Below are 14181 nucleotides of genomic sequence, written 5' to 3'. Positions count from 1 at the left end.
GGAGTGATTGAATGAATATCATAGAGACAAAGTTACAAGGAGTAAAAGTTATAGAGCCAAGAGTATTTGGTGATCATCGTGGCTGGTTTATGGAAACTTATAGTGCAAATAAATTCAAAGAGGCAGGTGTGGATTTGGATTTTGTGCAGGATAATCAATCTTTTTCAGCTACGAAAGGTACCTTACGTGGATTACACTACCAATTAAGCCCTAAAGCACAGACAAAACTTGTGCGCTGTACTCGAGGAGCAATTTTTGATGTAGCGGTAGATATTAGAAAAGAAAGTCCTACATATGGACAGTGGTATGGCGTAGAATTAACTTCGGAAAACAAAAAGCAGTTATTAGTTCCAAAAGGATTCGCCCATGCATTTATGACCTTGACTGCAGATACGGAAGTGCAATATAAAGTAGATGAAGTGTATGCACCCGAATGCGACCGAGGAATCATTTGGGATGATCCAGCTATTGGAATTGAATGGCCTATTGATATTGAACCCGTACTATCTGAGAAAGATGAGAAAGCACCTTTTTTAGAAGACGCAGAAAACAATTTCAGGTTTGAGGAGTAATTAATTATATGAAGATACTGGTAACTGGTTATACAGGACAACTTGGCTATGATGTTGTTAAAGAAGGCTCACAACACGGGTTGGACATGCATGGTGTCGGACGAGAGCAACTAGATATTACAAAAGAACAAGACGTTTATGAGTACGTGAAAGAGCTTAAGCCTGATGCAATCATTCATTGTGCGGCATATACCGCAGTAGATAAAGCTGAAGATAATAAAGAATCATGCTGGAATGCAAATGTTAATGGAACAACTTATTTAGCTGGTGTAGCCAAAGAAGTGGGAGCAAAGTTTATATATATTAGTACTGATTACGTATTTCAAGGTACTGGAGAAATACCTTTTAAAGAATCAAGTGAAATAAGCCCGGTTGGTTATTATGGCTTAACCAAAAGTCAAGGTGAAAAGGCTGTTCAAGAAATTCTAGAAGACTGGTTCATTGTCCGTATCTCATGGGTGTTTGGTATCAATGGAAACAACTTCATTAAGACAATGTTGAGACTTTCTGAAACACATAGTGAATTAAATGTGGTAGGTGATCAGTTTGGTTCCCCTACTTATACGTTTGATTTAGCGAAATTGTTGATCAACATGGTTCAGACTGAAAAGTATGGCATCTATCATGCTTCGAATGAAGGTTTTTGCACATGGGCTGAATTTGCAAAAGAGATATTTAAACAGAGTTACAAGCAAGTAAAAGTAAATGCTATTACGACAGAGGAATATCCTACTAGAGCTGTGCGACCAAAGAACTCTTGTTTGTCTAAGGATAAATTGCAAGAACAAGGTTTCAATCGTTTACCAAGCTGGCAGGATGCTTTGGGTCACTACTTAGAGCAGTTAAAAGAAGAGGTGAAATAGATTGTCAAAAAAGAAAGTATTAGTTACAGGTGGAGCAGGGTTTATTGGTGGTAACTTTGTACAATACATGGTTGAGAGGTACCCAGAGTATGATGTTTATAATTTAGATGAATTAACTTATGCTGGAGATTTAACCAAGCATAGTGGCATAGAATCAAAGGATAACTATCATTTTGTTAAAGCGGATATTGCTGATAGAGAGACAATCATCCCATTATTCAAAAAAGAAAAATTTGATTATGTTGTACACTTTGCAGCCGAAAGTCACGTAGATCGATCCATAACAGATCCTGAGATTTTCACCCGTACAAATGTTTTAGGTACTCAAGTAATATTAGATGCAGCAAAATCAATAGATATTACTAAGTTTGTTCATGTTTCAACAGATGAGGTATATGGTGAGCTAGATTTTGACCCAACTACATTTTTTACAGAGGAAACTCCTCTTCAACCAAATAGTCCTTATAGTGCCAGTAAAGCATCCTCAGACTTTCTAGTCCGTGCATATCATGAAACGTTTGGAATGCCTGTCAACATAACTCGATGCTCTAATAACTATGGTCCCTATCATTTTCCGGAAAAATTAATACCGTTAACTATTTCAAGAGTTTTGAATGACGAAAAAGTTCCAGTCTACGGGGACGGTAAAAATATAAGAGATTGGTTACACGTCCAAGACCATTGTTCTGCCATTGATTTAGTATTACATGATGGTACGAGTGGTGAAGTATATAATGTTGGTGGACATAATGAATGTACTAATTTGGAAGTAGTAAAAACAATAATCAACACTCTAGAAAAGTCTGATGACTTGATTGAATTTGTAACTGATCGTTTAGGTCATGATAAACGTTATGCAATTGATCCTACTAAGCTTGAAAAATTAGGATGGAAGCCAACCTATAATTTTGAAACAGGTATTGCTCAGACTATTCAATGGTATTTGGATAATAAGAAATGGTGGGAACAAATTATTAGTGGTGAATATCAAAGTTATTTTGAAAAGCAATATAGCATATAAGTGTAGTAGTTAGATGTTTGTTTTATAAGACCTTTTAATTGTGTATGATACAAAAGTATTATACAGGAGGGGATTGATAGGGAAAGGAAATGTTTAAATGAAAATTACAATAGCAGGGACAGGCTATGTCGGTCTATCTAATGCTGTATTATTAGCTCAACATAATGAAGTAATCGCAATGGATATTATTCAAGAAAAAGTAGATATGATCAATAATAAAAGATCTCCAATCGTTGATAATGAGATTGAAGAATTTTTAGCAACGAAAGAATTAAAAATAACTGCAACAACCGACAATTATAAAGCGTTCAAAGATGCTGAGTATGTCATCATCTCAACGCCTACCAATTATGATCCGGAAAAGAATTACTTTAATACGAGGACTGTGGAAGCTGTTATTGCTAACGTTCTGTCTATAAATTCAGATGCAGTGATGGTTATTAAATCCACAGTACCGGTGGGTTATACAGAGACTGTCCGTGAGAAGTTTGAAACAGAAAACATTATTTTTTCACCGGAGTTTTTAAGAGAAGGTAAGGCTTTATATGATAACTTGTATCCTTCGCGAATTGTTGTTGGAGAGCAGTCAGATAGAGCTAAGGTATTTGCTAATTTATTAGTAGAAGGTGCTTTAAAAGAGGATGTAGATGTCCTGTTCACGAATTCAACAGAAGCGGAAGCTATTAAACTATTTGCGAATACTTATTTAGCAAATAGAGTTGCTTTCTTTAATGAACTAGACTCGTACGCCGAGGTGAGAGGATTAGATTCTAAACAAATTATTGATGGTGTTGGACTTGATCCGCGAATAGGGACTCATTACAATAATCCTTCCTTTGGATACGGTGGATACTGCCTACCTAAAGATACGAAGCAGCTACTAGCTAATTATGAAGATGTTCCTAATAATATAATGGCAGCAATAGTTGATGCTAACAGAACTAGGAAAGATCATGTTGCGGAAATGATTATTAAAAGGCAACCTAAGATTGTAGGTATCTATCGACTTACGATGAAAATGGACTCGGATAACTTTAGACAATCAGCTATCCAGGGAGTTATGAAGCGTATCAAAGCAAAGGGTATTGAGGTTGTGGTGTATGAACCAGCCATGATTGAGGACGAATTCTATAATTCTAGAGTCGTGAACGATTTTGAAGAATTTAAGAAAATTTCTGATGTAATCGTGGCGAATCGAATATCGGGTGATTTACTCGAAGTGAAGGACAAGGTGTACACGAGAGATTTGTTTAGTAGGGATTAAGAGGTTGAGGCTAGTAATTTAGGTTATCGAAAGATACACGTTTGGGCTGAAAGCTAGCTTAACGGGTATCTTTTTGTATAAAAAACACTTTGTGCGTGAGCTCTACTAATATGAGCATTTTCCACTTTCTAGGCTCCAAATTATATCTAACGTTTACTTGATGAATTCAGGGCGCTCATTAAAGAATAGCATACCGTGGTGTGCTAAAATAAAATGATTCTCCAGAACTTCAGACTGGATCCGCCACCAACTATAGACACATAAGAGGTGGAATGGTGTGTGTAGACCTGAAAGGCAGTAGATGCGCTCATCTGGAATTAAGTTGATTACTGCCAATGAAATGACCACCCTCGCCATACTATTTACCACCGAATGACAGAGAGTTTACCAGTAAGTGACAGGCGTTTACCACGATACCTTTGTATAATTAATGCGCACACCTAATTGTGTGACATTATTATAAGGTAAACGTCAAATAGCCCACACCTATTATTCAGGTCTGGGCTCATGCTATGATTGGGTTACTTCTTACTTGGTATGCGACAACCTTCTGGTATATAGTCTGACCATGGCAGATACTTTTTGACTGCATTAGAATCTGTCAGATCTACATTCGGAAGTTCTTCAAATAAATATTTTAAGTATGCATAGGGATTAAGGTTATTCGCCTTAGATGTTTCAACGACACTATAAATAAGAGCGCTACTTTTTGCACCCTTCGCCGTGTTGCTGAAAAGCCAATTTTTTCTTCCCAAAACAAAGGGCTTAATTGCTCTCTCCGCACGATTATTATCCAACTCTAATCGTCCATCCAAAAGAAAGACTGTAACCGTCAAGTTAAATTGAACACTTTTTGCTCATTAATTTTGAACAGTTTCTTTTATTAAATAGGACTGGTGCCTGTCACTCCCCAATTTTTGTAACATGTGGTGGTCAAGAAAAGGTTTATTATTTTCAAAATAATAAACTTCTCAATTTTAATTGGAGAGTTGGTTATAGTTACCATCTTTTGTTCAATTGACGAAAGTTTCTATATCTAAGGTGTTATCGGTTTGATAATTTAAAGGGTGGGGGATACCTTTCCAGTATTCATCTGTAGCACTATCCAATCGAATAGCTTGTTGAATTTGATTTTTAGCCATAGCAAAGTCCTCATATAAAGGATATTTCCGTCTATACAGTTTATATAGTGATAAGTGTTTACCTTTAAAACGCAAATTTTCTTCTTCTTGTAAACTTAATTCTGTTAACAATCTTTTTTCAGTAGATGTAAATGAATTAGCTAAATAAATAGCTTGCACCAAATGTTTAGCATTAAATATTTTTGCTCTTTCCAAATAGTTTTCAGGAATTACCTGGAAATACATATATCGCTTTATTTTTTTAGCATCATATCCTAATTCAACAGAAATCAAATTTTCATTCATTCCAAAATCATGAGTGAGTTCATAAACCAATAGTTCCTTATAAATATTCTTCTCATTAGATGCTAAACAACGTTGTAACATAGCGATTTTCCTAGCCTTTTCCGATTTGAATGAATTAACGATGGTACAGTATAGAGGGAATGTTTTACCTAAAAGTCTTAATCCGTTGATATATTTGAATCCACCGATAATGTTATAATTATTGTCAAGTTTTTTTTCAACAGTGATAAAGGGAGTTTTTGCCTTTTCCATTTCTTCAGAATAGTTTAATGCCGTTGTCCTGTTCACCTTCTCTTGATGAAAAGTTATTAACTGATTAGGTGATAAAAAAGCGTTAGTCATGTTGTTCAAGCCCCTTCAAATATATTAATTAAATATATGAGATTATACATTTGTCCTATTCCAAACTTCTTCTAAGAAATAAGAAATGTGGATGGGTGCTAGGAAAAAGTATTGGTATGAACTGAAAAAAAGCTATGAGGACTGGTGCACTGTTACTCCTCGATAAATATTGTTTTACAGGGATTGTTTCAATAATAAGTGTCGCAAGGCACCCTTTCTGGTGTCTTATTTGTATAATTAAAATGAAAATTGGCAAAATGATTATAAAAAGGCGGTGTAATGGATGAAAGATATTAGCACAAAACAAATAACTGAAGAATTATGTGTAAGAGAAGGAATTAGTAATATAGTAGTAGAACCTCATAGTGAAATCACGATTACAACTGGAGGTAACAACGAGAAATTCACCGGGCCAGCTATAATCATGATTAACCAAGATTAACCTACTTTTCTGTACGATGATGAATTGATGGTGATATTGCCCTTTTGAAGAAGCTGACATCAACCCTTGATGGACTAAACTCGGAACACCAGAGTATTCATAGGTACCGCTATGGAATTGAATTACTAATTTTCTGCTGGACTCATCATATCCAATTGCTCTTAGGTTACTTGAAGATACAGAAACCATATTCATTCTAATCACCTCCTCAATCGTTACTTCGACAGTTATGTATGCATTTCCTTTTAATTGGTAAATTAAAGAGGAATTTACTTCCTTTTTGTCGAAGTTAATCGTTTCAAGGAGGAGGTAAGTTATGTTATATGCTTTAAATTTTTTATTAGGTATTGCAGGTGCAGCAATAACAATTTTGATAAGGGAGGTTGTTGCGAATGCAAAAAACAACAACAATGCTAAATGGGTAGCTCAAGTAGCATTATCAGATGAATTGAAAAGTAATTATGAAAATCTTACACGAAGAAATAAACACGGTAAGACATTGAATGATTATATTCAAAATAATGAGATTTACTTGTTTGGAGATGACTTTTTATTAGTTAATAATTGGAATGAGACTAAATTAGAAATAGTTAGGCTACATCCTAAACTTGGAAAAGACTTGTTCAAATTATATTCTATTATTGAGGAATTGAAAAAAAATGGGGATACATCTAATTTGAGGAAAGATGTATTAGATGAGTTAAATGACAGGTATGAACAAATAAAGGATGAATTAGAATTATAGCACCCAATGCGTTGCTTTTTCTTTTGCAAAGCAAAAACCGAGGTCTATAGACCTCGGATAATATTCGTTAGGGGGACTTGAACCCCCGCCCCTCTGTTTGCGAAACAGACGCTCTATCCAACTGAGCTACAACGCTATAAAAATAGTACCGAATATATCGGATGAACTAATTATACTTAAATAATTTTCTTTTGTAAAATAATAAACTGAAATCGGGAGGTAGGTGCCATGTAATGCCAAGAAAATGAGATCCTAGGCGAGATTAAGCTTTTGGAATATGGAAGAAAGTAAAGGCGAACGAAAATTAAAGGAGATTGCAGCTGAATTAAGCATAAGTGATTCGCAGATTTGAAAATGGAAAACCAAGATAAATGGAATTATAATTAAAAGGTAACATTACTAATTCGAAAAAGAGCGTTACTAAACAAAAAAGTACTAATCGAATTAGAGATGCTACTCTTAAAAAAGAAGAGTTTTTGTAAAGTGATGACCTCACTGATAAACAAAGTTTTTTTGAATGTAATAGACTACTCACTTCCCAAAAAATATTGTTTCATGAGTGGGGTGTGTAGTGTTCTATAAGGTTGTTAGTGCTGATTTGCTTTAGCATTAATGGCCTATTTTAATTGTTAAAATTATTGGTCTGTAACTACAGATTCCATGAAAGGGTAATTAAATCGTATTAAATCGTATTAAATCGTATTGGTGACAGGCACCGCAAAAAGACAAAAGGTGGATTTGTATCTTATGGGTGGACCCGGAGTTTCTATGATTAATATTGGTTCTTTTTTGTTTATTTTTGTAAATCTATGCAGGATAATTGACTTTGGTGAAGAATAAATCGATTTAATGTCAAACTGAGATTACAAGGGGGTATGCATTTGGGTAGGAAAAAACGCATTTGGTATCCAGGTGCCAAATATCATATTACTAGTCGCGGTATTCGAAGGACTACTTTGTTTCACAATGAAGAGGATCGTTTAGAGTATCTCAGATTGTTAGAAGAAACAATGATGCTGATGCCATTTTTTCTCCACACGTATTGTCTTATGACTAACCACATTCACCTTCAATTAGAGACCCTTAATCATTCCACGGGAGATATCATCAAGTACCTTCATACCAAATATGCAAAATACTTCAACCAAAAAATATCATTACTCTGGACATGTGTTTGAAAGTCGTTATGGATCAGAATTACTAGATACAGTCGAATATGAATTAGAAGTGAATAAATATATTCATTTGAATCCGATTCGTGCCAATATGGTATTGGACTTAGCTAATTATCGGTGGAGTAGTTATCACGATTATGTCAGCTACTCTGATTCGGAGTCAATTGTTACAAAAGCAAGGGTACTTTCCTTTTTTCCAGAACCTAAAGTGGAAAGTTATCTAACGTTTTTGCATGCTAGAGTATTAGAACGGGTGTTGGTGACAGGCAGAGCGACCGAGCATAGGTTGCAACATATAGTGGGTGGGATTCCCACCGAGAAAGAATTATCCATAATCTACGAAAGAAAGTAAAAGGTGTTCGTGGAAATTTAGGTAGCCAGTAAATGGTGATGATTTCTATTTGAACTTTCAAAGAGACGGATGTGGTTTCTTAACAACAAGTTCATTTCAGTCGAAAGCGTTTACAGAACAGTTATGGAACAATCAGGTGGAAACAATGAGATATTGTTTTTTCTTCATCCTCTTTTCAATGACTACTCGTATTTTCCAAAAACTCTTAGGAACGGTTTTTTGCGTCCTTGTTCATTGTCGATGCTTCTAGATGACAAGCAAGCGAATCAATTCGTTATTTTGGAAATAAGATTGTACAGGATTTTTTATGAGCGATGAGAAATAAAAGGGTTTGATATTGTTAAATGTAAAGATACTGATATGCGCATAATTAAATGGCCTTCCACTTTAGGTGTATTCCATTTTGGAAATACCTCCTGTGTTTTGCTCTTTGTCTATCCCACGAATCTTTATTAATAAATTTTGTTACCTTAACTCTTATTTTCATTCTACTACTTGCAGGGAGGTGACTCTTTGTCACATGGCGCATTCCATCTACTGTCACCCACAAATTTACCTGTTTGGCTTTTTATAAATTCCTTGCTCGATGAATGACTGAATAATAGGAGTGGTGGCTCTTTCTGTTAACCCAGTAAATGTTTCAGGAGGGGTTTTTCCTCCGCTGTAAGAATCTGGTGGAAGAATTGAGCGATCGTAAATATCACGGAAACTTTCCGTTCTAAGGAGGGTCAAGAAATTTCTTGAAGGGTCCAATCTTCTTCTTCGCAATTGTTCCATATTAATGACCGTTCCAGTAATAGCTTCTCCAGGGTAAGGTGTTCTTGCAACTACCATGCCGTTATAATCAATAATCATAGAATGGCCTGGCGTAATATTTTGTGGAGCAGTATTGTTGGCCATTCCGCCTAACATTGGAGCTACAACGTAAGCAAGATTTGCATGTGCCCCACTGCGATTTTGAACTTCCCAAATATCATTAGGTGAGGAAATTAGTGGTTCAGGAAAGTTGGCTCTTATTATAATTTCTGCACCTTGCAAGGCCAATGCTCGGAAACTTTCGGGAAAGTGACCGTCCATACAGATTAAACATCCAATTCGACCGATCTCTGTATCTACTACTGGATATAATTGTTGGCTAATCGGAATATTGGAATCATCAATATAATCTTCCAACATGTCGTGTGGGCTTGCGCTTAATTCAAAATGAATAGCTGGATTGATTTTACGATATTTCAAAATAATATCCCCTGCTGTATCTATGACAATGGTAGTATTAAACTGACGATCAGGCCATTGCGGATCAATTTCAAGGAATGATCCGACAATATAAGTCTCTAATTCTATTGCTTTTTTCGCAAGTTTGTCCGTCTCTGCGCCAGGAATTGTAATAAGCATATTCTTTTTACGCTCGGGGAAGTCTAAATCGAACGGTTCCCCCTGAATACAGAATTCCGGTAAAGTGATCAGTTTAACCGGGGCATAAGGAGCCACTCCACCAGATCCACTTGACTTAGCTGTTGATGAACCTGCAAATCCAGCAGAGTTAATCAAAGTTAGGACTCTTTCAAGATTTTCTTCTACCTCTTTTGGGCTTCTTGCCGTATTAACCACCGGTTGTATAGTAATTGCAGTATATAAATCCAAATTCATTTGCATGTACACTCCATTTCTTAATTTAGGATTTCCTTCGTAAGATAGACCTCCTTTTAAAAATTTGTTCACCACCTTTAAATTGTATGCGTTTACAATCCGTTGCACAAGTACTTCAGTAAAGTACTGAAAAAATTCTCGCTTAATAATAATCAAATTTAGCAACATTTAACTTGTAAATGTTGCTAATCAGTTGGCTTTAGAAATGTGTAACTGTTAATTTTTAAGTCTGTCGATTATTATATAGTATCACTTATAGTTTTAGTGTTATTTCCCTTGCTGCTTTCATTAACATGGAAATATAAAAATCAAGTTTGTTGTCCTCAAATCTGTACTCTGGAATGAAAATACTAAGAGCCATCGTAGACGTTGCTTGTCGTGAAATATTGTTCACTGGTACAGAAATGGCAATTACTCCTTGGTAACGCTCACTTTTACTTATTGCATAACCCTGTGTACGTATGGTTTCTAACTCATTAAGCAATTTAGCCTTGTCGATAATAGTGTTATTTGTATAAGGGGTGAGATCGTTTCCATGTATAACCTCTGACCATCTATCTTCATTGTGAAATGCTAAATGTGTTTTTCCACCAGCACCAGCGTATGTTGAAGCGGGGTTTCCAAAATCAACAGACCATTTTAATGGATGGGGACTTTCTACACCCTCAATGAAAACATAATAGCTTGGATTGTGCGAAATGCTGAGATAAATGGATTCCTGTGTTTCTTTGGATAATTTTTTCATAATTGGTAATGCAGTATTTCTGAGATTGGGTTCAACCATCTGAGCCAGTTTGATAAAAATTGACCCCAGCATATAACGTTTGGATTCATCTCTCAATAAAAATCCTTGTTCCCAAAGTGTTGATACAATTCGATGTGTAGCAGTGTTACTTATTTCTAAGGATTTTGCAATTTCTGATAGGGTTAGTTTTTTATTGTTTTGGAAAAGTAGAATGACTTGGAGTGTCCGTTCAGCAACTAAAGAACCAGAACTTTTTGAACTCATGTTATAACCTCTTTTATATAATATTAATAATAAAAACAATTAAGTTGTGTCTCCTAATATTGTACATTATCTAAAATAAACAAACAAATAGTCAAATTTTTTTGAATATTTAGTATTGACTTTCTTTTTTTATTTAATTAAAATAAAATAAATACCGATTATAGGTAAAGGTTTCCGATAATCGAAAAGGAGGAGAAGTTTTATGGTTTATGATATTTATACTGCCGTAGCGATTCAACCAGAAATCAAATTGGTAGAGAAACGGGCGGACATAATGAAAAACTTAAAAAGGTGTTTAGAATTAGTTGATGCTGCTCCGCAGGTTCAGCCTAGTGCCAAGGAAGGGTTTGAAGGGAATTGGGCGCCAATTAAATTGGTTTCATTTCCAGAATTTTTTATTCAGGGACATGAGGGACATTGGTCTTACGATCATTATGTAAATGAGGTATTAATTGAATTAGATGGGGAAGAAATGAAATTGCTTGCTGATAAAGCAAGAGAACATAAAATATTTATAGCTGGTTGTATTTTAGAAAGAGACCCAGATTGGATTGATGATGGCTATTTTTTTAATACACACTTTGTAATGGATCCAACAGGTGTAGTGATTCATAAGTATCGGAAACTCACAGTTGCAACACATTATGAATTGGCTGTAAGTCCTCATGATGTTTATGATAAATATGTTGAAATGTATGGAAGTGATTTATCTGCATTTTTCCCTGTTACTGATACAGAAATAGGGAAAATTGGTACAATAACCTGTATGGATGGTCATTTTCCTGAAACTGCTAGAGCTTTGGGGATACAAGGGGCTGAAGTAATATTACATCCACTTCTAACAGACCCACAGATGTCAGAACCACAAAGTATTTGGCAATCAATGAACAAAATGAGAGCTTGGGAGAATGTGGCTTATTTAATTGGTGCTTCTTGGGGAGGTATTTATGGTGGTTTACGCCCTAAAAATTTCGCGCCAGGTAAATCGATGATAGTTAACTATAACGGAGTTGTAACCGCTTACGCAGATCATGCTGGTGAAGGAATTATTAGTTCTGTTATAAACTTAGAGGAACTTAGAAGAAGGAGGACAGATCCTAGTAGGAATTTCCCAACCTTGCTTAGGAATGATATTTACAGGAAAATCTATGAAAACGACATTTATAAACCAAACCAGTTTTTAAATGAATCACCAAGGACCAGAAAAGCTAGAGACCCATTCGAAACAATTAAAGATTTTATAGATAAAGGTATTTACATTAAACCTGAAAAAACACCAGATTATTTGAAGTGATTTTATTTTATAACAACTGAGAGAGTTATAGGTTGATATACATTAGAATAAACAAATAAATGATTGCGTTTACAATAAAATTGAAAGGTGTGTGGAAAAATGGGAAGGCATAAATACAGAAAAGCCCTTATTACTATAATGACTTTTATATTATGTGCAATTTTATTTTACACTCTATTGTCTAGTTCTAATATACAAATCATGAGCTTACCAATATCATTGTTTCTTTTGTGGGTCTTACAACCAATGGTAGCGATTCTAGCAGTGTTTATTTCTAAAAAAACATTTAAGTATGAAGAATAATGGGAGGGTGATTATATGATTCTAACAATGGTTATCATTTATTTAGCTATTATGATTTTAATTGGCTATTTTTATAGAAAAAAAGCTGGGTCTGGCGAAGAAGGTTTCTTAGTAGCTAACCGATCGATACCTGCATGGCTTGGGGGAGGAGCGCTCGCTTCTACTTATACAAGCACAAGTGGGTTTCTAGGAATACTTGGATTGATGTTTGCAGCTGGAATTGCACCAGCTTTATGGGGTAATATCGGACTACTACTTGGCTTTATTATTGCAATGGTATTTGTAGCTCCTCAAATTAGAAAATCTAAAATTGTTACTTTTCCTCAATTTTTTGAACAAAGATTTAATAAGAAAGTGAGGGCCGTAGCAGCAGTTGTTACTGTAATAACTATGTTTGTCTATATGATTGCCCAAATACAAGGTGGGGCTTTTGCAATCCAGTATGTATTAGGTATTAATTACGAACTTGCTGTTGCGGTTATAGGGTTAGTATTCATTGCCTATGTTGCATTAGGTGGTTCTTATGCTTCTATTGCAACGAGTTTTTGGCAAAACCTAATGATGATTTTAGCTATGGTAGCTGTAGCACTTATTGTTATTTTATCACAGGATTGGAGTCAAATAGTCACTGGATCTGTGTCTAATAACCCAATTGCCATTAATATCTGGGGAGGGCCAGGACCTTTATTTAGCTTAAGTTTTGGTTTACTACTTTCTTTAGGAGTTATTTGTTCCCCGCATGTGGTAATGCGTTATAGTGCAGCAATAGATGAAAAAACAGCAGTTAAAACAACATCATCAGCAATCACTTATTTATCTGTTTTTTATCTAGCAACTGTTTTTGTCGGGTTATACTTAGTTGCAAATTTTCCAGAGGTATCTAATCCGGATATGGGATTTTTCCTAGTAGTAGAGGAATTGTTTCCTAAAGTTGTGATTGGTTTATTTGTAGCAACTGTCATTGCTGCAGCTATGTCTACCACAGATGCCCAATTACTTACTGCAGCATCTGCGATTACGACTGATTTATATCCTATTTTGTTTAAAAAGGATTTACCGAAGGATAAAGCAGTTAAAGCTACAAGGTGGATTGTAATTATTATTGGCTTACTTACAATTCTAGTTACCTTGAGGCCACCTGAATTAATCTTCCTTGTCATGGCGCTGGCACAGTCCTTGATTATTGGTGCGTTTTTATGCCCTTTATTATTAGGGTTATGGTGGAAAAAAACAACCTCACAAGGAGCGTTTATTGGCATGATAGGTGGCTTTATGGCTTCAGCCCTTTTGAGTCCAGCAATGGGTTTGGTTAATCTACCGTCACCTTTCTTATCAGGACCTGCAGGAGCACTTGTATCTCTATTGTTAACAGTTTTCATTAGTCTTTCCCAACAAAAAACAGAAAGCAGAGGTTTAATTGAGGAAGACAGAAAGATAAATTAGCCTATGGGTTTTTAGAACAAAAGAAAGACTTGGATAAATTTGAACCTCCATTGTTAAACGTAATTTAACAGTGGAGGTGCTGGTTTTCTACTTTGCGTATTAATTCCTTTCAAGAGTGTCTGCTCCCTAGGGAAAATATAACAGACCCTTTCGTTGAATTTTGTGTAGTCTAAAAACATAGAACTCGTCCTGAGATATTATCCTGGGCGGGTTTCTTTTTATATTTCTCCAAAAGATCGGTATAGAACTAAAGATCGGTAAAAGATCGGTACACGGTGC

13 protein-coding genes and 2 pseudogenes are annotated in these 14181 nt (G+C 35.4%); 10 read left to right on the top strand and 5 right to left on the bottom strand.

The features are described from left to right. Positions 1-11: 11 nt before the first annotated feature. From rfbC to LD272_RS08340, 4 genes are all read left to right on the top strand, one after another. Complete coding sequence (gene rfbC / locus LD272_RS08355) at positions 12-572, top strand: dTDP-4-dehydrorhamnose 3,5-epimerase (RefSeq protein WP_226036150.1); 561 nt, start codon at positions 12-14, stop codon at positions 570-572. An 8-nt stretch (positions 573-580) separates the two neighbouring features. Next, positions 581-1435, top strand: a complete 855-nt coding sequence (gene rfbD, locus LD272_RS08350) for a dTDP-4-dehydrorhamnose reductase (protein ID WP_226036149.1) — start codon at positions 581-583, stop codon at positions 1433-1435. A 1-nt stretch (position 1436) separates the two neighbouring features. After that, positions 1437-2456: a dTDP-glucose 4,6-dehydratase gene (rfbB, locus tag LD272_RS08345; protein ID WP_226036148.1), complete on the top strand. Its 1020-nt coding sequence runs from the start codon at positions 1437-1439 to the stop codon at positions 2454-2456. A gap of 97 nt (positions 2457-2553) precedes the next feature. After that, positions 2554-3720, top strand: coding sequence for a nucleotide sugar dehydrogenase (locus LD272_RS08340; RefSeq protein WP_226036147.1), 1167 nt, complete (start codon positions 2554-2556; stop codon positions 3718-3720). A 521-nt stretch (positions 3721-4241) separates the two neighbouring features. On the opposite strand, the pseudogene LD272_RS08335 reads toward LD272_RS08340, so the two are convergent. Together LD272_RS08335 and LD272_RS08330 are read right to left on the bottom strand one after the other, a co-directional pair. Continuing rightward, positions 4242-4541 (bottom strand): annotated as a pseudogene (locus LD272_RS08335) (IS66 family transposase); the annotation flags it as partial. 192 nt (positions 4542-4733) lie between these two features. Then, the gene (locus LD272_RS08330) at positions 4734-5489 is read right to left on the bottom strand and encodes a hypothetical protein (protein WP_226036146.1); all 756 of its coding nucleotides are present in this window, start codon (positions 5487-5489) and stop codon (positions 4734-4736) included. A gap of 283 nt (positions 5490-5772) precedes the next feature. Between LD272_RS08330 and LD272_RS08325 the strand changes: the two genes are divergently transcribed. After that, positions 5773-5931 carry a BC1881 family protein gene (locus LD272_RS08325; protein WP_226036145.1) on the top strand — a complete coding sequence of 53 codons (159 nt, stop codon included), beginning with the start codon at positions 5773-5775 and terminating at the stop codon, positions 5929-5931. A gap of 30 nt (positions 5932-5961) precedes the next feature. Here the strand turns inward: LD272_RS08325 and LD272_RS08320 are convergent. Beyond that, positions 5962-6120: pseudogene (locus LD272_RS08320) on the bottom strand (KTSC domain-containing protein); the annotation flags it as partial. 127 nt (positions 6121-6247) lie between these two features. Between LD272_RS08320 and LD272_RS08315 the strand changes: the two are divergent. The 3 genes from LD272_RS08315 to LD272_RS08305 all read left to right on the top strand — a co-directional run bounded on the left by LD272_RS08315 (position 6248) and on the right by LD272_RS08305 (position 8203). Next, entirely contained in the window at positions 6248-6676 is a 429-nt protein-coding gene (locus LD272_RS08315; protein WP_226036144.1) for a hypothetical protein, read from the top strand. Positions 6677-7557: 881 nt separating this feature from the next. Next, positions 7558-7854 carry a transposase gene (locus LD272_RS08310; protein WP_226036143.1) on the top strand — a complete coding sequence of 99 codons (297 nt, stop codon included), beginning with the start codon at positions 7558-7560 and terminating at the stop codon, positions 7852-7854. Continuing rightward, entirely contained in the window at positions 7847-8203 is a 357-nt protein-coding gene (locus LD272_RS08305; protein WP_226036142.1) for a hypothetical protein, read from the top strand. The genes LD272_RS08310 and LD272_RS08305 overlap by 8 nt, the downstream gene beginning before the upstream one ends. 552 nt (positions 8204-8755) lie before the next feature. On the opposite strand, the gene LD272_RS08300 is transcribed toward LD272_RS08305, so the two are convergent. Beyond that, positions 8756-10018: a nitrilase-related carbon-nitrogen hydrolase gene (locus tag LD272_RS08300; RefSeq protein WP_226036141.1), complete on the bottom strand. Its 1263-nt coding sequence runs from the start codon at positions 10016-10018 to the stop codon at positions 8756-8758. Positions 10019-10106: 88 nt separating this feature from the next. Further along, positions 10107-10862, bottom strand: coding sequence for an IclR family transcriptional regulator (locus LD272_RS08295; RefSeq protein ID WP_226036140.1), 756 nt, complete (start codon positions 10860-10862; stop codon positions 10107-10109). A 202-nt stretch (positions 10863-11064) separates the two neighbouring features. Between LD272_RS08295 and LD272_RS08290 the strand changes: the two genes are divergently transcribed. Next, on the top strand, positions 11065-12156 hold the full coding sequence (locus LD272_RS08290; RefSeq protein WP_226036139.1) for a nitrilase-related carbon-nitrogen hydrolase: 1092 nt from the start codon (positions 11065-11067) through the stop codon (positions 12154-12156). Positions 12157-12474: 318 nt separating this feature from the next. Further along, on the top strand, positions 12475-13902 hold the full coding sequence (locus tag LD272_RS08285) for a sodium:solute symporter family protein (RefSeq protein ID WP_226036138.1): 1428 nt from the start codon (positions 12475-12477) through the stop codon (positions 13900-13902). Positions 13903-14181 lie beyond the last annotated feature (279 nt).

It is taken from the genome of Aquibacillus saliphilus, assembly GCF_020404745.1.
Classification (GTDB): Bacteria; Bacillota; Bacilli; order Bacillales; family Amphibacillaceae; genus Aquibacillus; species Aquibacillus saliphilus.
Note: the sequence above shows the minus strand (reverse complement) of the source record. Positions and strands in the feature narration are given on the sequence as shown.